Raw genomic sequence first — 18,866 nt, forward strand, 5'->3', positions numbered from 1 at the left:
GGCCGCTGCCCCCTCCACCCTCTACTTGAGCAGCCGGGACAGTCTGCGGTCCGCCAGCGGCTTGCCGCCCGTCTGGCAGGTCGGGCAGTACTGCAGCGAGGAGTCGCTGAAGGAGACCTCGCGGATCGTGTCGCCGCACACCGGGCAGGGCTCCCCGGTGCGGCCGTGGACCCGGAGGCCCGTCTTCTTCTCCGCCTTCAGGCGCCCGGCGGCCAGGCCGCGCGAACGCTCCACCGCCTCGGTCAGCGTCGAGCGCAGCGCGTCGTACAGGCGGTGCACATCCTCCGGCGACAGCGACGAGGCCAGCTTGAACGGGGACATCCGGGCGGCGTGCAGGATCTCGTCGCTGTAGGCGTTGCCGATGCCGGCGATCACGCTCTGGTCGCGCAGCGCGCCCTTGATCTGGCGCCGCTCCCCCGCGAGGAGCTCGGCAAGGCGCTGCTCGCCGAAGCCGTCGGCCAGCGGGTCGGGACCCAGGCGGGCGATGCCCGGCACCTGGCGCGGATCACCGACGACGTACACCGCCAGCCGCTTCTGGGTGCCCGCCTCCGTCAGGTCGAAGCCCTCCCCGGTCTCCAGCGCGACCCGCAGCGCGAGCGGGCCCTTGCCGGGGCGGGGTGCGCCGTCGGGCAGGCGGTCCTTCCACTGGAGCCAGCCGGCCCGGGCCAGGTGCGTCACGAGGTGCAGTCCACCGGCGTCCAGGTCCAGGAACTTGCCGTACCGGCCGACGGCGGTCACCTCGCGGCCCTCGAGGGCGGTGACCGGTGGGTCGTACGTCTTCAGGACGCTGATCGCGACGGGCAGCACCCGGACCACCTCGTGGCCGACGAGTCGGTCGGCGAGGAAGTCCTTCAGCGCTTCGACCTCGGGCAGTTCCGGCATGTGTCCAGAGTGCCACCCGCCACCGGCGTCGCCACCCGTCGCGTCCGTCAGCCGCGTTCCCGGACCGTGAACTCGCCCCATACGACCTTGCCGCCGCCGCGGGCCTCCACGCCCCACACGTCTGCGAGCCGGTCGACGAGCAGCAGGCCCCGGCCGGAGACCTCCGACTCGCCCGCGTCGCGGCGGCGGGGCAGGGCGCTGGAGGCGTCCTCGACCTCGACGCGGAAGCGGCGGGCGTGGCCCGTGAGGACCCGCAGGGTGACGACGGCGGTGCCTTCGGTGTGCACGAGGACGTTGGTGATCAGCTCGTCGGCGACCAGTTCGATCTCGTCGGAGCGCTCGCCGCCGCCCCATGCGCGGACGGCGGCGCGGATCATGTGCCGGGCGGCGGTGAGGGCTTCCGGGTCACCGGGCGGGACCTGCTGCCGGAGGCGGTCGCCGAACCGCTGGGTGAGCCCCCGGCGCCGCAGGAGCAGCAGGGCCACGTCGTCGTCGCCGCCCCGCTCCTCGGCCGCGTCGATGAGCCGGTCGGCGAGGTCGCGCACATCGTCCGGGCCGGTGCAGACCAGCTCCTGAAGGGTGCGCACGCCCTCGTCGAGGTCGGCGCCCGGCTCTTCGATCAGGCCGTCGGTGCACAGCACCAGGGTCTGGCCGGGGTCCAGCTCCACCGTGGTGACGGGGTACTCCAGGTGGTGGAACTCGGCGGACAGCCCGAGCGGCAGGCCGCCTTCGACGGGCAGCCGCCGGCAGGTGCCGTCGGACAGTCTGAGCAGCGGGTCGATATGGCCGGCGCGGACCAGCTGCACCACCCCGGTGGCCAGGTCGGCCTCGACGTACAGGCAGGTCGCGAAGCGTTCGGTGTCGAGTTCCTTGAGGAAGACGGAGGCGCGGGCCATCACGGTGGCGGGCGGGTGGCCCTCGGCGGCGTAGGCGCGCAGGACGATGCGCAGCTGGCCCATGACGGCGGCCGCGTGGGTGTCGTGGCCCTGTACGTCACCGATGACGGCGCCGGCCCGGTCCCCGGGCAGCGGGATCAGGTCGTACCAGTCGCCGCCGATGTCCCGGCCGAGGGACGCCGAGCGGTAGCGGACGGCGACGTCGGCGCCGGGCACGCTGGGGATGGACCGCGGCAGCATCGCCTGCTGGAGGCCCTGGGCGAGGTCCTTCTCCTGTTCGTAGAGCATGGCGCGTTGCAGGCTCTGCGCGATGCTGCTGCCGAGCGCGACCAGGACGTTGCGCTCGTCGGGGGTGAAGCCGTGCCGGTCGTCGTAGAGCAGGCCCATCGCGCCGATGGGGCGGGCCTGGGCGACGAGCGGCAGGTAGGCGGCAGAGGTGATGCGCAGGTCCGTCAGGTGCGGCCACAGGACGGGGTAGCGCTCGGCGAACTCCTCCGGCGACTCGATGAACCGCGGCCGCAGGGTCCTTACTGCCTCGCTCATCGGGTAGGCCTCGTCGACGCGGGTGACCCGGGTGCCGGGCACCGAGCTGCCCTCGGGGCCCTCGGCGACGATCCGGATGCGGCCCGCCTCCACCAGGCCCATGACGAGGCTGCGCGCACCCAGGTGGGTGAGGCCGTGGCTGTCCTTGAGGACGTCGATGACGTCCTGGACGGTGCGGGCGTGGGCGAGCGCGGCGGTGGTGGACTCGACGACGCTCGTCTGCCGGCGCAGCGCCTCGTCCTGGGCCAGCTGTTCCCTGGGGGCCAGGCCGTCGCGCAGCTCCTGGGTGGCGTCGCGCACGATGCCGATGATCCGGCGCGGGCGGCCCGTCTCGTCGCGCCGGATGTAGCCCTGGGTGTGGGTCCAGCGCAGGGTGCCGTCGCGGCGGCGGACGCGGAAGTAGGTGCCGTAGTTCTCGCTGCCGTCCTTGAAGGCCCGGGCGACCAGGGCGTCGACACGGCGGCCCTCGGACGGCGGAACGCGCGAGCGCAGGCTCTCGGGGCGGCCGTCGTAGTCCTCGGGGCGCACGTCGAAGATCTCGTGGGCCCGGGCGTCCATGTGGAACAGCCCGGTGTCCAGGTCCCAGTCGAAGCTGCCCATGCGGTTGAGCGCCAGGATCGGATCCGGGTGGGCGGGCCAGTCCTCCGGGAGTGACAGGGTGCTCCCTCCCCGATCAACCATGGGGCCACCATGCCAGGGATTGCCGGATTCTTCGACTTCTGCCGGCGCGGTCGTCCAGGGCCCCGGCCCGGCGGTCCGGTACGGCCGCGTGGGCCCGGCCGCCGCCGTCGTACCGGGTTACGCAAGCCGAGCCGAGGTGTACACGGAGTCACGGGCTGACCGGTTCGGCCGGGGGTACCGGGTGACACTGGAGGGAGAGGAGCGGTTGCCGTGGACTGGTTCGTCGCACCGGAGTACTGGCTGAGCCGACTGGTCTTCCAGCGGGCTCTGGCGGTGGTGTACCTCGTCGCCTTCCTGACCGCCGCGCTGCAGTTCCGGGCGCTGATCGGGGAGCGCGGCATGCTGCCGGTGCCGCGGTACGTCGCCCGGGTGCCGTTCAAACTGGCGCCCAGCGTCTTCCACTTCCACTACTCGGACCGCTTCTTCGCCGCCTGGTCGTGGACGGGGTGCGCGGTGTCGGCGGCGCTGGTCGCCGGGGCCGACTCGCTGGTGCCGTTGTGGGCGGGGATGGCGCTGTGGCTGATCCCGTGGCTGCTGTACCTGTCGATCGTCAACGTCGGCCAGACCTGGTACTCCTTCGGCTGGGAGTCGCTGCTGCTGGAGGTCGGCTTCCTGGCGGTGTTCCTGGGCAACGACAAGGTCGCGCCGCCGATCGTGGTGCTGTTCCTGCTGCGCTGGATCCTGTTCCGTCTGGAGTTCGGCGCCGGGCTGATCAAGATGCGTGGGGACGCCTGCTGGCGGAAGCTGACCTGCCTGGACTACCACCACGAGACGCAGCCGATGCCGGGCCCGCTGAGCTGGTTCTTCCACCATCTGCCGAAGCCGCTGCACCGGGTGGAGGTGGCGGCCAACCACGTCACCCAACTGGTCGTCCCGGTCCTGCTCTTCACCCCGCAGCCGGTCGCGACGGCCGCCGCGTCCCTGATGATCGTGACGCAGCTGTGGCTGGTCCTCTCGGGCAACTTCTCCTGGCTGAACTGGATCACGATCGTGCTGGGCCTGTCGGCGGTCCTGTTCCCCACCACTGCCCCGAAGGTCCCCGCTGCTCCCCTGTGGTACGAGGTCCTGGTCCTGGTGATCGGCGCGGGCCTGCTCGCCCTCGGCTACCACCCGGTACGCAACATGATCTCCCGCGGCCAGATCATGAACCGCTCCTTCGACCCGCTGCACCTGGTCAACACCTACGGCGCGTTCGGCAGCGTCAGCCGGATCCGGTACGAGGTGGTGGTGGAGGGCACGGCGGACGACCTGCCGCGGGAGGACTCCGAGTGGCGGGAGTACGAGTTCAAGGGCAAACCGGGCGATCCACGGCACTGGCCGCGCCAGTTCGCCCCGTACCACCTGCGGCTCGACTGGCTGATGTGGTTCGCGGCACTGTCCCCCGCGTACGCGGGGTCCTGGTTCGGCGGCCTGGTGGAACGTCTGCTGGAGAACGACCGCGACACCCTGAAGCTCCTGCGCCGCTCCCCCTTCCCGCCGGACGAACCGCCGCGGTACATCCGGGCGCGCCTCTTCCGCTACCGGTACACGACGTGGCGTGAACTGCGGGAGACGGGGGCCTGCTGGCACCGCACCTACGTCCGCGAGTTCATGCCACCGACCCGGCTGGCCGCGCCGGTGGCTCAGAGGTGGTAGACGCGGGTGGCGGTGCCCTCGAAGATCTGGTGGCGCTCGTCGTCGCCAAGGCCCTGCGTCAGCGCCGCCGCCGTGTCCGAGACGTCCGCGTACGACGCCGCCACCGTGCACACCGGCCAGTCCGAGCCGAACATCAGCCGGGACGGGCCGAAGGCGTCCAGGACCGTGTCGGTGTAGGGGCGCAGGTCCTCCACCCGCCAGGTCTTCCAGTCCGCCTCCGTCACCATGCCCGACAGCTTGCAGACCGTGTTCGGCAGGGCGGCGAGGGCACGGATGTCGGATGCCCAGGGCTCCAGGTTTCCGGAGGCGATCGGGGGTTTGCCCAAGTGGTCGAGTACGAAGGTGAGTTCGGGGAGCGACTCCGCCGCCTTGACGCATGCCGGGAGTTGCCGGGGCAGCACCAGCAGGTCGTAGACCAGGCCCGCGTCCGCGACGGCGGCAAGGCCCCGGCGTACGTCGGGGCGCAGCAGCCACTCGGGGTCCGGTTCGCCCTGGACCTGGTGGCGGATGCCGCGCAGATACGAGCCCCCGGGCAGCTCCCGCAGGCGGGCCAGCGTGTCCGCCACGCCGGGGCTCGTCAGGTCCGTCCAGCCGACGACGCCCGCGACGATCTCGTTCCGCTCCGCCAGGGCCAGGAACTCCGGCGTCTCCTCGGCGACGGTGACCGTCTGCACCAGTACGGTGCGGTCCACGCCGACCGGGCGTGCCTGACGTTCCAGGTCCGCGATCGTGAAGCTGCGGCGGATCGGCTCGAGTTCCGGGCCCCTGATCCAGTCCTGGTCGCGGACGGAGAGGTCCCACACGTGGTGGTGCGCGTCCACGGTCACGGCAGCTCCCAGACCACCGGCAGGCCCGCGTCCGCGCCCTGGGCCGAGTAGTCGTGCACCACGTCGAGCAGCTCCGCCATCCGTGCCTGCCAGGCGACGTTGACGGGCAGCTTCTCCAGCTCGGCCAGCAGCCGCCCGTAGTCCTCGCACTCCAGCACGTGGAAGAGGTCGGTCCCTCCCCCAAGCTCTCGGCTTCGCTCGAGCAGGGGGTACCCCCATCGCCAGATCGTCCAGGAGGCCGCTCCGGCGGCACGGATCGCGTCCGTGAGTTCCTTCGGCACCTCCCGGTGGGCGGCCTCGTACTCCCCGACGCGGTCGGCACGGACCTTGGTGTGCAGGGCTACTCTCATCACGGCTCCTCGGTGGGCACGGGGGCGTGCGGCGGCAGGAGGCCGGCTTCTCTCAGCTCCTGCCAGAATCCGGCCGGTACGGTCGCCGCGAACTGCTCGGCGCAGTCGCGCACCTCGGCCGCCGAGCGGGCGCCCACCAGTACGCTCGCCACGGCCGGGTGCGCGGAGCAGAACGCCAGGGCCGCGGCCCGCAGCGTGGTGCCGTGGCGTTCCGCCAGCGTCTTCAGGCGCAGAGCGCGGTCGAGCAGTTCCTCGGGTGCCGTGGCGTAGTTGAACGTGGCGCCCGGCCGCGGGTCCGCCAGCAGGCCGGAGTTGAAGGCGCCGCCGACGACGACCGACACCCCGCGTTCGGCCGCCGCGGGCAGCAGCTCGGTCAGGGCGCGCTGGTCGAGCAGGGTGTACCGGCCCGCGCACAGCACCACGTCCACGTCCGTCTCGCGCACGAACCAGGTCAGCATCCCGGCCTGGTTCATGCCCGCGCCGATCGCCCCCACCAGGCCCTCGGAGCGCAGCTTCTCCAGCGCCGGGTAACCCTCGCCGAACGCCTGCTCGGCGTGGTCGTCCGGGTCGTGCAGGTAGACCACGTCGACACGGTCCAGGCCGAGCCGTTCGAGGCTCGCCTCGAGAGCGCGTCGTACGCCGTCCGCGCTGAAGTCCCAGACGCGGCGGTGGGTGGCGGGGACCGCGAAGCCGTTCGCGCGGTCGTCGCCGCCCTCATCCGTGGGCTGGAGCAGGCGGCCCACCTTGGTGGAGACCGTGTACGCGGTGCGGGGGTGCTCGCGCAGGGCGGCCCCGAGGCGGCGTTCGGACAGGCCGAGGCCGTAGTGCGGGGCGGTGTCGAAGTAGCGGATCCCGCTCTGCCAGGCGGCCTGGACCGCGTCGTACGCCTGCTCCTCGCTCACGTCGCTGTAGAGGTTGCCGATCCCGGCGGCGCCGAAGGCCAGCGGGCTGACCTCGACGCCGCTCCCGCCGAGCGCGCTCACCGGCCCACCGGCCGCAGCCTGAGGCCCTGCATGCCGCCGTCCACGGCGAGCGCCGTGCCCGTGGTCGCGCCGGACAGGGGGCTCGCCAAGTAGGCGATGGCGCCCGCCACTTCGGTGGCCGTGACCAGGCGGCCGGTGGGCTGGCGGGCCTCCAGCGCCGCCCTTTCGGCGGCCGGGTCGGGGGCCGCGTCGAGGAGGCGGCCGACCCACGGCGTGTCGACCGTGCCGGGGTTGACGCAGTTGACGCGGATGCCCTCGCGGACGTGGTCGGCGGCCATGGCGAGGGTCAGCGAGTACACGGCGCCCTTGCTGGCGCTGTACAGGGCCCGCTGCGGCAGGCCCGCCGTGGCGGCGATGGAACAGGTGTTGACGATCGCCGCGTGGGCGGACTGCCTCAGGTGCGGCAGCGCCGCTCGGGTCGTCCGGACGATGCCGAGCACGTTGACGTCGAACACCCGCCGCCACTGCTCGTCGTCGTTGTCCTCCACCGTGCCCTGGGCGCCGATGCCGGCGTTGTTGACCAGCACGTCCAGACCGCCGAGGCCGGCGAAGGCGGCGGCCACGGCGGCCCGTACGGACGCGTCGTCGCCGACGTCCGCCCGGTGGGCGAGCAGCGGCTTGCCGACCTGCGAGGGGTCGAGGTCCAGGACGGCCACCTGGGCCCCGCGCTCCGCCAGCAGCTCCGCGGTCGCCCGCCCGATGCCGGAGGCCCCGCCGGTCACCAGGGCCCTGAGGCCCTCGAAGTCGCTCATGCAGCCTGCCCCTTCCTGCCCTCGAGGTCGGCGGCCCAGAAGGTGCCGCCGGGGAACGTGTACTCCGCGATGGACTCGGGCCGCATCGCGGCGGAGAAGCCCGGCGCGGCGGGTGCGGTGTAGTGGCCCTCCCGGATCACCACCGGGTCCCGGAAGTGCTCGTGCAGATGGTCCACGTACTCGATCACCCGGTCCTCGGTCGTGCCGGAGAGCGCGACGAAGTCGAACATCGACAGGTGCTGGACCAGCTCGCACAGCCCGACGCCGCCCGCGTGCGGGCACACCGGCACGCCGAACTTGGCGGCCAGCAGCAGGATCGCGAGGTTCTCGTTGACGCCGCCGACGCGGGCCGCGTCGATCTGGAGCACGTCGATCGCCCCGGCCTGGAGGAGCTGTTTGAAGATGATGCGGTTCTGCACGTGTTCGCCGGTGGCGACCCTCACCGGGGCCACGGCCCTGCGGATCGCCGCGTGGCCCAGGATGTCGTCGGGGCTGGTCGGCTCCTCGATCCAGTACGGGTCGAACTCGGCGAGCGCCTTGGTCCAGGTGATCGCCTCGTCCACGTCCCAGCGCTGGTTGGCGTCGATGGCGATCCGCACGTCCGGGCCGACGACGTTGCGGGCCACCCGGCAGCGGCGTACGTCGTCGGCCAGGTCCGCGCCGACCTTCAGCTTGATCTGCCGGAAGCCGTCGGCGACGGCCTGCGCGGCGAGACGGGTGAGCTTGTCGTCGGCGTATCCGAGCCAGCCTGCGGAGGTGGTGTAGGCGGGGTAGCCCCGGTCCAGCAGGTGGGCGGTGCGCTCCTCGGCGCCCTGCTTGCCGCGCCGCAGCAGCTCCAGCGCCTCCTCGGGGGTGAGCGCGTCGGTGAGGTAGCGGAAGTCGATCTGGCGGACCAGCCACTCGGGGTCGGCGTCGGCGAGCAGCCGCCACAGCGGCTTGCCGGCGCGCTGGGCGGCCAGGTCCCAGACGGCGTTGACGACCGCGCCGATCGCCATGTGCATCACGCCCTTCTCGGGGCCCAGCCAGCGGAGCTGGCTGTCGCCGATCAGGGCGTGGAACACCGAGCCGGGATCGGCGCACACCTCGTCCACGTTCCGTCCGACCACGTGTCCGCGCAGCGCCTCGATCGCGGCGACCTGCACCTCGTTGCCCCGCCCGATGGTGAACGTGAACCCGTGACCCTCCAGGCCGTCGCCGGCGTCCGTGTGCAGCACCAGGTAGGCGGCCGAGTAGTCGGGGTCGGGGTTCATCGCGTCGGAGCCGTCGAGCTCGCGCGAGGTGGGGAAACGGATGTCGAAGGTGTCGATCCCGGTGATACGGGCGGCAGTTGGGGACACGGGAGGCCTTTCGGTCCGGGACACAAGGTCGTACACGAGGGCGTACGTCGTACGGCGCTGTACGACAACGAGGCGGGTCAGTCCTGGGCACGGCCCGTCGTCACCCGGGCGATCACCAGGGCGACGAGGATGATTCCGCCGTAGATGGCCTGGATCCAGAACGACGGCACCTGGGCCAGGGTGAGCAGGTTCTGCACGACGCCCAGGAGAAGCACACCGGTGACGGCGCCGAGCATGGTGCCCTTGCCGCCGTCCAGGCTGATGCCGCCGATGACGGCCGCCGCGAACACGGTGAAGATCATGTTCTGGCCCTGGTTGGCGCTGATCGCGCCGACGTAACCGGTCTGCATGATCCCGCCGACGGAGGCGAGGAGGCCCGCGACCACGAAGACACCGAGCATCACCCGCTCGACGCGGATGCCGGCCGCGCGGGCCGCGTCCGCGTTGCCGCCGATCGCGTAGAGGGCGCGTCCCACACGGTGGTAGCGCAGGACGAGCCCGGTGACCGCGAAGGCGAACGCGGCCAGCCACACGGACATCGGGACGCGCAGGAAGGTCGTGGTGGCCAGGGTGAAGAAGGCGTCGGGCATCCCGAACAGCGTCTTGCCCTTGGTCGCGCCGACCAGCAGACCGCGCAGGACGATCAGCATCGCGAGGGTGACGATGAACGCGTTGAGCTTGAACCTGACCACCAGGACGCCGTTGAAGGCACCGATGGCCGCGCCGACGACGAGGATCGCGACCAGGGCGAGGGCGGCGGGCCACAGGGTGCCCCAGCCGGACTGGGCGGCGGGCAGGACGAGCAGGGCGCCCACGGCCGGGGCGATGCCGACCACGGACTCCAGGGACAGGTCGAACTTGCCGGTGATCAGGACGAGCGACTCGGCGAGCACGACCATCGCGAGGGCCGCGGAGGCGCCGAGGATGGAGATGATGTTGCGTTCGGTGAGGAAGGAGTCGTTGACGAACGCACCGAGCACCATCAGCAGCACCAGGGCCGGGAGCAGGGCGAGTTCACGGGCCCGGCGGAGCAGGACGGCCTTGGCCGAGCGGGCGTCCGGGACCGGGAGGGGCGTGAGCGGCGGGGCCTTGGTGTCAGCCATGGTCCACTCCTTCGATGGAGGCGATCAGCTCGTGGTCGTGCCAGCCCGCCGGGTGCTCGGCGACGATCCGGCCGTGGAAGAGGACGAGGACGCGGTCGCAGCGGCGCAGGTCGTCGAGTTCGTCGGAGACGACGAGCACGGCGGTGCCGTCCTCGCGGGCGCTGTCGACCCGGGACAGCAGGGACTCCTTGGACTTGACGTCGACGCCCGCGGTGGGGTTGATGAGGACCAGCAGGCGCGGGTCGGAGGCCAGGGCGCGGGCCATGACGACCTTCTGCGCGTTGCCGCCGGACAGGTCGGAGACGGGCTGGTCGGGTCCCTCGGCGTGGATGTCGAGGCGGTGGATGAGGTCGTCGGCGAAGCCGCGTTTGCGCCGGGTGCCGACGAACCCGTGGCGGCCGAGGCGCTCCAGGACGCTCATGGTGGCGTTGTCACCCACGGACATGCCGGGGACCAGACCCTGTTCGTGGCGGTCGCGGGGTACGCAGCCGACGCCCGCCTTGAGCGCGGCCTGGACGTCGCCGAACGGCAGCGGCCGGCCGTCGAGCCGGGCCGTGCCACCGCCCGGGGTGTGCAGTCCGGCCAGGGTCTCGGCGAGTTCGATCTTGCCGCTGCCGCTGGAGCCGGCGAGTCCGACGACCTCTCCGTGGCGGACGGTGAGGTCGATGTCCCGGTACGCCTGTCCGGTGAGCCCCTGGGCTTCGAGGGCGACCGGCGCGTCGTCCGCGACCGCGTCCCGCACCGCCGCCGCGCGTTCGGCGACGGCCTCCCCGGCCATGGCCTCCACCAGGGCCGCGCGCGGCAGGTCGGCGACCGGGGCGGTCGTGATCCAGCGGGCGTCGCGCAGGACCGTGACGGTCTGGCAGACCTCGTAGACCTCCTGGAGGTGGTGGGAGATGAACAGGAAGGTGACACCGGAGTCCTGGAGCGCGCGCATCCGCGTGAACAGGCGCTCGATCTCCCGGTTGTCGAGCTGGGCGGTCGGTTCGTCGAGGATGATGAACCGGGCGCCGAAGCTGAGCGCCCGGGCGATCTCCACCATCTGGCGGTCCTCGACCTTGAGGTCGGCGGTGCGGGCCTCCGGGTCGACGTGCACGTCCCAGGTGGCCAGGACCTCGGCGGCCTCGGCCTTCAGCTTCCGCCAGCTGATGAGGCCGCCGCGCCCGGTGGGCTGCCGGTTGATGAGCAGGTTCTCGGCGACCGTCAGCTCCGGGACGACCGTGGGCTTCTGGTACACGCAGGCGACCTTGCGGCGCCAGGCGTCGCGGTCGGCGAGCGGGGGTGCGGGCTCGCCGTCGAAGCGGATCGTGCCCTCGTCGGGTGCCTGGAGTCCGGTGAGGACGTTGACGAGTGTGGACTTGCCGGCGCCGTTGCGGCCGACGAGGGCGTGGGACTCGCCGGGGAGCACGGTGAGCTGTCCGTCCTGTAGGGCGACCGTGGGGCCGTACCGCTTGACGATGCCCCTCGCCTCGACCAGTGGTGTGCTCATTTGACCGTGTTGCCCCAGAGCTTGGGGTCGTCGACGTTGTCCTTGGTGACCAGCGGGGCGGGCAGCTGGTCCTCCAGGATGCCGTTCGGCAGCTTGACGATGGTGGAGTCGTGGTCGGTGGGGCCGGGCTTGAACGTCTTCCCCGCCATCGCGGCCTTGATGTAGTACATGCCGTACTTCGCGTAGGCGTCCGCCGGCTGCGAGACGGTGGCGTCGATCTCACCCTTGCGGATGGCGTCGAACTCCTGCGGGATGCCGTCGTTGGACACGATGACGATGTGGCCGTTCTGGCCCGCCGTCTTCAGCATGTTCTTGGACTTCAGGGTCTGCAGGGTGGGCGCCAGGTAGACCCCGCCCGCCTGCATGTAGATGCCCTTGATGTCGGGGTTCGCGTTCAGCAGGGTGTCCAGCTTGGAGGCCGCGGTGTCCGACTCCCACTTGGCGGGGATCTCCAGGACCTTCAGCTTGGGGTACTTCTTCTTGACGCAGGAGCGGAACGCCTCGGACCGGTCGCGGCCGTTGACGGACGCGAGGTCGCCCATGATCTGCACGACCTTGCCGCTGGTGATGTGCTGCCCGAGGTAGTCGCACGCCTTCTCGCCGTACGCGACGTTGTCGGCGCGCACCACCATCGCGACCTTGCCCTTGTCGGGCGCCACGTCGACGGCCACCACGGGGACGCCCTTGCGTTCCGCCTGGTCGAGGCCCGCCTCGATGGCGGCGCTGTCCAGCGGGGCGACGACCAGGCCCTTGACGCCCTGGTTGAGCTCGTTGTTGATGTCGGTGATCTGCTGCGAGGGGTCGCTGTTGGAGTTGACGGTCTTGAGGGCGTCGACACCCTCGGACTTCGCCATCTTGGGCACGTAGTCGTTGTACGACTGCCAGAACGGCGAGGTCAGCAGGGGCAGGATCACCCCGACCTTGCCGGTGCCGTCGCCGCCGGCACTGGAGGCGCCGGTGTCCTTGGTGCTGCCGCACGCGGCGAGCACGAGTGAGGCGCCGACGGCGAGGGCCGCCGCGCCGATGATCCGGGGCCTGTTCCGCTTCCTCAGTGTTCTGCCGGGCATCTGGCAGCTCCTCGTTGAGCGTGTTCGAGCAGTTGCCCGCATACTTATCAGACCACTCCCCCGCCAGAACACCCCTCGACGGCACATTTTCGCGTCATCGGGCCATAGTGGTCCGACCACCTTGGTGGTTAGACTGCGACGCACCCGGTGACTGGAGGAGTGGCGTGGACGAGACAGCCCCGTACAAGGGCACCGTGACGCAGCGCGCCATCGAGCAGATCAAGGCGATGATCGCCGAGGGCCGGCTCGAGCCCGGCCAGCGCCTGCCGACGGAACGCGACCTCGCGGCACAGCTCGGCATCTCGCGCAGTTCGGTGCGGGAGGCGATCCGCGCGCTCACGGTCCTCGGCGTGCTGGAGGCCCGGCACGGCTCGGGCATCTACGTCACCCAACTGGAGGCCGGGGACCTCCTGGAGACCTTCGGCGTGGTGGCCGATCTCTCGCGCGGGCAGCGCCTGGTGGAGCTGCTGGAGGTGCGGCGGGTCCTGGAGTCGACGGCGACGGCGCTGGCGGCCGCCCGTATCACGGAGGACCAACTCGCCGAGGTGGAGAAGCACCTGGCGGCAATGAACGCGACGGACGATCCGGAGGAGATCCTCGCGCACGACCTCGCCTTCCACCGGGAGATCGCTGTCGCGGCGGGCAACGAGACGATGGCGGCGATCCTGGAGGGCCTGTCCTCGCGGACGTTCCGCGCCCGTGTGTGGCGCGGCTATGAGGAAGAGGGCGCCTTCGCACGTACCCGCCGCGAGCACGCGGCGATCCACCGCGCCCTGGCCGCGCACGACCCGGAGGCGGCGAGGGCGGCGGCCGCCGCGCACGTCGGCGAGGTGGAGGAGTGGCTGCGCAGCCAGCTGCCCTCCTGAACGGCGGCGGCGCGGGCGGCGCGGGCGACCAGAGCGGCGCCGGTGCGGGTGACCAGAGTGGTGCCGGTGCGAGTGACCAGAGCGGTGCCGGTGCATGGCGACCAGTCGCCGGACGCCGTGGTGGTGGTCCTCGGGGCATCGGCTTGGCTCATGGCCCACATGCTCGGCGCGCGCACGGCTTCCGGCAACGGCCTGCGGACGGCGAGCGGTGAACTCTGCACGCTCAGGCCAGGATTGTGCAGTCCTGGACCACTGCCGCTGCCCGAGGTCTGCGAGAAAGACAGCACGCACAGGGAAGGAGCGCACGTGGCCGACGCAGCGATGGGTGACGAGGTCTACCAGCCGGACGGTTCCGAGGTGCAGGACGACGCCGGGCTGCTGGACGCCTCCGACACCCTGGACTACCGGGCCGGTGACCAGGCGCTGGACGAGGGGTACTCTCCCCCGGAGCGGCCCTGGGGCGTGCTGCACACGGGCGTCACGGCGTCGGAGCGGCAACGGGGGGAGAGTCTGGACGAGCGCCTTGCCGAGGAGGTACCGGACATCGGTGTCCTGGACGGCGACGGCATCGGGGACGCCTGGGACACGGACGGCGAGCTCATCGACGACGAGGTCGGCGACGAGCGTGCCGGACGGCTGCTCGCGCCCGACGAGGGCAGTCACGAGAACACCGACTCCGACCTGGTCGCTTCCGACGTCGGGCTGGACGGCGCCGGCGCATCGGCCGAGGAGGCCACCATGCATGTGGTCCCCGACTCCGACACCTACTGACGCACGGCGGGCGCCGGGGTCGCCTACTTGAGGGGAGCGAAGACGCGCTGGGCCGCGACCGCGGCACCGCCCCGGGCCCACTCCTCGAAGGGCAGCGGCCGGACCACGAGATCACAGTCCGCGGCGGCGCCGAAGGCGTGGTCGGCGAAGGTCTGCCGGATCTGATCGGCGAACAGGTCGTACGACGCCACGCCCTCACCGGAGATGATGATCCGCTCCGGGCCGATGAGGTTGGCGACCGAGGCCAGCGCCAGGCCCATGGCATGCCCGGCGCGGGCGAAGACGGCCCGGACGGCGGGGTCACCGGCATGGGCGAGCCGGACCGCCTTCTCCATGGTCAACTCCGGGTCACCGGTGGCCTGGCGGGCCTGCTCGGTGATCGCGTGGGTGGAGGCGACCGCTTCGACGCAGCCGGTGTTGCCGCAGGTGCAGGTGCGGTCGGTGCCGCCCACCGGGAGATGGCCGATCTCGCCCGCCACGCCGTGCGCCCCCGAGACCACGCGGCCGCCGATGGAGAGACCGGCCCCGATGCCGGCACCGACGGTGACCACAGCGAACGACGACAGGCCGGCACCTGCACCGAACCACTGCTCGGCCACGGTCAGGGCACGGACGTCGTTCTCGATGACCGTCGCAGTGCCGGTGGCCGACTCGACCAGCTGAGCCAGCGGTACCCGGCGCCAGTTCAGGAAGGGTGAGTACTGCACGGTGCCGGTCTGGCCGTCCACGTCGCCGGAAATGGCGACCCCGATGCTGTGGATCCCGTCGGGCCCCGCCGTGCCTGCCGTCGCCCGCAGCTGATCCACCAGGCGGGCGATCGCCACCACCACGCTGCCCACGTCCCGCGAGCCGAGAGCGGCCCGCCGGGACGCCAGCGGCTGAGCGGTCAGGTCGGCCAGCACGCCGATGAGTTCGTCCCCGGTGACCTTGACCCCGATGAACCGGGCGCGTTCGGCCCGGACCGCTATCAGCGTCGCCGGACGGCCGTTGGCCCGCTCCACCGTGGGCCGGCCCACCTCGGCGATCCACCCGTCGTCGATCAGCGGAGTGGCCACCTTGGTGACGGCTCCCGGTGACAGCCCGGTCCGCCGCCCGACCTCGGCACGGCTCAGCGGGCCGTGCTGGAGCAGCGTCTGGAAGACCAGGGCGGCGGCGGGGGGCTGGTCGGCGAGGCTCATGGAGCGACCTTACCTTTCCCAAGGAAACTAAATCAACGGCTTGCCCCTCTCACCTGGCCACCCTTCGCATCGACCTGAGGAGCGACAGGGCGCAGCGGCCTTGGACTTCCTCGTCGGAGACTGCGGGTTTCTATGAGTCAACTATGTTGACGCTGGAAGGAAACCGTGGCTACATTCGCCGCACTCCTCGTCGGAGCGGACGGGACGGATCCGTGCCGGGGAGGGGCGTGGCCACACATTCCCCGTTGGTCCTCAGTTGTTCTCCTTCGGTGGCGCTCCGGGACGACCACCACCGAGGGAGCTCCCACCACCCTCGATCCCTCAGGCGGAAGACCGCTTGCGCTCGCGCCGAGATGGAGTACATCCATGGCTCGTCCAGCTCGACCCGTACGCCTCAGAACACTCACCTGTGCCACCGCGCTGGCGGTGGCCCTCGCCGCGCCCACCGCGTGGGCCACCACCCCGTCAGCTGCTTCCGGCACCCAGGCCTCCGAAGCGACGGCCGCCTCGGCCGTGGCCGCCAAGCCGTACATGGGGTACAGCACGTGGAGCCTCGAATCCACCAACTTCCCCGGCTACGGCGGGGAGAAGTGGCTCACCGAGGCCCATGTGCTGCAGCAGGCCGACGTCCTGGCCTCGAAGCTGAAGTCCCACGGCTACGAGTACGTCAACGTGGACGCCGGCTGGAACGTCGACAACGGCAAGAACGTCGCGGACGACTACGCCCGCCCGACCGCCGACCTGAAGAAGTTCCCGCACGGCATGAAGTACGTCGGGGACTACCTGCACCGCAAGGGGCTGAAGTTCGGCCTCTACCTGGCGGTCGGCCTCTACATGGACTACTACAACGACGGCAGGACCCCGATCTTCAACGCGCCGGGCTGCACCACCAAGGACATCGTCTACCCGGACCTGCGCAAGACCAGCGGCTGGGACAACGTCTCCTACCAGCTGAACTTCGCCAGCCCCTGCACCACCAAGTACATCCAGTCCATCGCCGACGAACTGGCGGGCTGGGGCGTGGACTTCCTCAAGATCGACGGAGTCGGCCCCGGTTCCTTCCAGGGCGACGACGCGCACAACAACGTCCCCGACATCCAGGCGTGGCACACCGCGCTGCAGAACACCGGCCGCCCCATCCAGTTCATCCTGTCCTGGTCGCTCAGCCACAACCAGGCCGACGTCTGGAAGGCCAACTCCAACGGGTGGCGGGTCGACACGGACGTCGAGTGCTACTGCGACACGCTGGTGACCTGGAACAACTCGGTCAAGCAGCGCTGGAACGACGTCGTGCAGTGGATACCCGACGCCGGTCCCGGCCACTGGAACAACCTCGACTCCCTCGACGTGGGCGTCGGTGCCATGGACGGCATCAACGACGTCGAGCGGCAGAGCTACATGACGCTGTGGGCCATCGAGTCCGCGCCGCTGTACATCGGTGACGACCTCACCAAGCTCGACTCCTACGGTCTGAAGCTGCTCACCAACGACGAGGTCATCGCGGTCGACCAGGCGGGCCACCCGGCCAAGCCGGTCAGCCAGGACACGCCCCAGCAGGTCTGGTACGCCCGCAACCCGGACGGCAGTTACACCGTGGCGCTGTTCAACCTCGGCAGCGGCTATGCGGACGTGACCGCGAACTGGAGCGACCTGGGCATCAGCGGCAAGGCGGCGGTCCGCGACCTGTGGAGCCACAAGAACCTGGGCTCGGTCGGCGGTTCCTTCACCGACAACCTGCCGCCGCACGGTTCGCGCCTGCTGCACCTGACCCCGAGCAGCACCGGCACCCACCCCGGCGTCCCTCTCGCCGTGCACGGCACCGCCTCCACCGCGACCAGCGTCTCGCTCGCCTGGGACGCGGTGAACTCCGGTACCACAACGACGGGTTACGACGTCTACGCGAACGGGACGAAGGCCGCCACCGTCACCGGAAACTCCGCCACCGTGAGCGGTCTGAGCGCCGCCACCGGCTACTCCTTCACCGTGGTCGCCCACGACGCCATGGGCCGCGTCTCCCCGCCGAGCAAGGCCGTGGCCGTCACCACGCCGGCGGTCGGCGGGCCGGTCTCGTACGAGGCCGAGGCACCGGGCAACACCCTCAGCGGCAACGCGAGCATCGGGGGCTGTTCCGAGTGCTCCGGCGGCAAGAAGGTCGGCAACCTCGGCTACAGCGGATCGGTCGCCATCACCGACGTGACCGCGCCCAAGGACGGCACGTACCTGATGAGGCTCGACTACACCGACGGCTCCTCCGGCCGCACGGTCGTCGTCACCGCCGGCGGGACGTCCTTCCAGGTGCCGCTGCCCGGCACCAACGACAACAACTGGGGCCGTCCGCAGTCGATCACCGTGCCGGTGCAGCTGAAGGCGGGCACGAACACGATCAGTTTCGGCAACCCCTCGGACTACGTGTCCGACGTGGACCGGATCACCCTCTGATCCCCCGTCTGCCGTCCGTCGGAGATCCACCCGCCTGAACACGTAAGGAGAGTGCCGTGGTGGTCACATCACAGGGCAACCCCACGACGCCGGTCCCACCGCCGTCCGCCGCGGTGACCACCACGGCCGCCCGACCGGGCAGGCCCCGCACGGTCCGCAAGCCGGGCCGCCACACCCCGACCAGGTCGGCGGCGGCCCGCCGCCGGGACCTGCCGGCCGCCCTGCTGCTGATCCTCCCCGCCGTGGCCGGCTTCGCGGTCTTCTTCGCCTATCCGACCCTGCGCGGCATCTACCTCAGTTTCACCGACTTCCACGTCCTCACCCCGCCGCACTGGGTGGGACTGGCCAACTTGCGGGAGATGTCCGGTGACGACGTCTTCTGGCACTCCCTGCTCGTCACCGTCTACTTCGTCGTCCTGTCCGTGTGCTTCGGCACCCTGATCTCCCTGGTGACGGCGGTGGTGCTGCACCGGATGGCCCGGTCGTCCGTCCTGCGCGGCGTGATCCTGCTGCCCTTCCTGATCTCCAACGTCATCGCCGCCCTGGTCTGGCAGTGGATGCTCGACCCGCAACTCGGCGTCGTCAACATCGTGCTCAGGCACCTGACCGGCCACTCGATCCTCTTCTTCGGCAGCGGAGGATGGGCGATCCCCTCACTCGCCGCGATCAGCGTCTGGAAGTGGATGGGCTACTACGCCCTGCTGATCTTCGCCGGCCTGCAGACCATCCCGTCGACGATCTACGAGGCGGGCCGGGTCGACGGCGCGAGCGAAGTGCAGATGTTCCGCCGGCTGACGGTTCCCCTGCTGCGGCCGATCCTCGTCATGGTGGTCGTCCTGACCGTGATCAACTCCTTCCAGGTGTTCGACATCGTCCAGGTCACCACCAGGGGCGGCCCGGCCAACGCCTCGAACGTGCTGCAGATGTACATCTACGACAAGGCCTTCCGGCAGTTCGACTTCGGTTACGCCGCCACCCTGTCGCTGGCCCTGTTCGCCCTGCTCATCACGGTCACCTTCACCCAGCTGCGGCTCGCCCGCGCGGGCGAGTCCGACCTGAACTGAAGG

General features: G+C 71.0%; 16 protein-coding genes. 5 read left to right on the top strand and 11 right to left on the bottom strand.

The features are described 5' to 3' along the window. Window positions 1–21: 21 nt before the first annotated feature. Both ACIRC0_RS20325 and ACIRC0_RS20330 read right to left on the bottom strand, forming a co-directional pair. The gene (locus ACIRC0_RS20325; RefSeq protein ID WP_403617524.1) at window positions 22–882 is read right to left on the bottom strand and encodes an Fpg/Nei family DNA glycosylase; all 861 of its coding nucleotides are present in this window, start codon (window positions 880–882) and stop codon (window positions 22–24) included. Window positions 883–929: 47 nt separating this feature from the next. After that, window positions 930–3,002, bottom strand: a complete 2,073-nt coding sequence (locus tag ACIRC0_RS20330) for a SpoIIE family protein phosphatase (protein ID WP_403617525.1) — start codon at window positions 3,000–3,002, stop codon at window positions 930–932. A 210-nt stretch (window positions 3,003–3,212) separates the two neighbouring features. Here ACIRC0_RS20330 and ACIRC0_RS20335 point away from each other — a divergent pair, with 210 nt between their 5' ends. Further along, window positions 3,213–4,637 (top strand): lipase maturation factor family protein, encoded by a 1,425-nt coding sequence (locus ACIRC0_RS20335; protein ID WP_403617526.1) that lies wholly within the window; start codon window positions 3,213–3,215, stop codon window positions 4,635–4,637. On the opposite strand, the gene ACIRC0_RS20340 is transcribed toward ACIRC0_RS20335, so the two are convergent. The 8 genes from ACIRC0_RS20340 to ACIRC0_RS20375 form a co-directional block, all read right to left on the bottom strand. Further along, window positions 4,625–5,464 (bottom strand): amidohydrolase family protein, encoded by an 840-nt coding sequence (locus ACIRC0_RS20340; RefSeq protein WP_403617527.1) that lies wholly within the window; start codon window positions 5,462–5,464, stop codon window positions 4,625–4,627. The genes ACIRC0_RS20335 and ACIRC0_RS20340 overlap by 13 nt on opposite strands. Then, window positions 5,461–5,814: an L-rhamnose mutarotase gene (locus tag ACIRC0_RS20345; protein ID WP_403617528.1), complete on the bottom strand. Its 354-nt coding sequence runs from the start codon at window positions 5,812–5,814 to the stop codon at window positions 5,461–5,463. The genes ACIRC0_RS20340 and ACIRC0_RS20345 overlap by 4 nt, the downstream gene beginning before the upstream one ends. Beyond that, complete coding sequence (locus ACIRC0_RS20350; protein ID WP_403617529.1) at window positions 5,814–6,797, bottom strand: aldo/keto reductase; 984 nt, start codon at window positions 6,795–6,797, stop codon at window positions 5,814–5,816. The genes ACIRC0_RS20345 and ACIRC0_RS20350 overlap by 1 nt, the downstream gene beginning before the upstream one ends. Next, window positions 6,794–7,549: an SDR family NAD(P)-dependent oxidoreductase gene (locus ACIRC0_RS20355; protein ID WP_403617530.1), complete on the bottom strand. Its 756-nt coding sequence runs from the start codon at window positions 7,547–7,549 to the stop codon at window positions 6,794–6,796. The genes ACIRC0_RS20350 and ACIRC0_RS20355 overlap by 4 nt, the downstream gene beginning before the upstream one ends. Beyond that, window positions 7,546–8,886, bottom strand: coding sequence for an L-fuconate dehydratase (locus tag ACIRC0_RS20360; RefSeq protein WP_403617531.1), 1,341 nt, complete (start codon window positions 8,884–8,886; stop codon window positions 7,546–7,548). The genes ACIRC0_RS20355 and ACIRC0_RS20360 overlap by 4 nt, the downstream gene beginning before the upstream one ends. Before the next feature lie 77 nt (window positions 8,887–8,963). Beyond that, window positions 8,964–9,989 (bottom strand): ABC transporter permease, encoded by a 1,026-nt coding sequence (locus tag ACIRC0_RS20365; protein ID WP_403617532.1) that lies wholly within the window; start codon window positions 9,987–9,989, stop codon window positions 8,964–8,966. Beyond that, window positions 9,982–11,478 carry a sugar ABC transporter ATP-binding protein gene (locus ACIRC0_RS20370; protein WP_403617533.1) on the bottom strand — a complete coding sequence of 499 codons (1,497 nt, stop codon included), beginning with the start codon at window positions 11,476–11,478 and terminating at the stop codon, window positions 9,982–9,984. The genes ACIRC0_RS20365 and ACIRC0_RS20370 overlap by 8 nt, the downstream gene beginning before the upstream one ends. Beyond that, window positions 11,475–12,545 (bottom strand): sugar ABC transporter substrate-binding protein, encoded by a 1,071-nt coding sequence (locus ACIRC0_RS20375; protein WP_403617534.1) that lies wholly within the window; start codon window positions 12,543–12,545, stop codon window positions 11,475–11,477. Before ACIRC0_RS20375 ends, ACIRC0_RS20370 begins: the two co-directional genes overlap by 4 nt. 164 nt (window positions 12,546–12,709) lie before the next feature. On the opposite strand from ACIRC0_RS20375, the gene ACIRC0_RS20380 reads away from it, so the two are divergent. Both ACIRC0_RS20380 and ACIRC0_RS20385 read left to right on the top strand, forming a co-directional pair. Then, window positions 12,710–13,411, top strand: coding sequence for a FadR/GntR family transcriptional regulator (locus tag ACIRC0_RS20380; protein ID WP_403617535.1), 702 nt, complete (start codon window positions 12,710–12,712; stop codon window positions 13,409–13,411). 321 nt (window positions 13,412–13,732) lie between these two features. Then, a complete protein-coding gene (locus ACIRC0_RS20385) occupies window positions 13,733–14,182 on the top strand; it encodes a DUF5709 domain-containing protein (protein WP_403617924.1) in 450 nt (149 codons plus the stop codon). A gap of 23 nt (window positions 14,183–14,205) precedes the next feature. Here the strand turns inward: ACIRC0_RS20385 and ACIRC0_RS20390 are convergent, their stop codons facing one another. After that, on the bottom strand, window positions 14,206–15,360 hold the full coding sequence (locus tag ACIRC0_RS20390) for an ROK family protein (RefSeq protein ID WP_403617536.1): 1,155 nt from the start codon (window positions 15,358–15,360) through the stop codon (window positions 14,206–14,208). Window positions 15,361–15,726: 366 nt separating this feature from the next. On the opposite strand from ACIRC0_RS20390, the gene ACIRC0_RS20395 reads away from it, so the two are divergent. Continuing rightward, window positions 15,727–17,799, top strand: coding sequence for a fibronectin type III domain-containing protein (locus ACIRC0_RS20395; protein WP_403617537.1), 2,073 nt, complete (start codon window positions 15,727–15,729; stop codon window positions 17,797–17,799). 56 nt (window positions 17,800–17,855) lie between these two features. Further along, window positions 17,856–18,863 (top strand): carbohydrate ABC transporter permease, encoded by a 1,008-nt coding sequence (locus ACIRC0_RS20400; protein ID WP_403617538.1) that lies wholly within the window; start codon window positions 17,856–17,858, stop codon window positions 18,861–18,863. The last annotated feature ends 3 nt before the right edge of the window (window positions 18,864–18,866 follow it).

This window comes from Streptomyces sp. NPDC093984, assembly GCF_044764595.1.
GTDB lineage: Bacteria > Actinomycetota > Actinomycetes > Streptomycetales > Streptomycetaceae > Streptomyces > Streptomyces cynarae.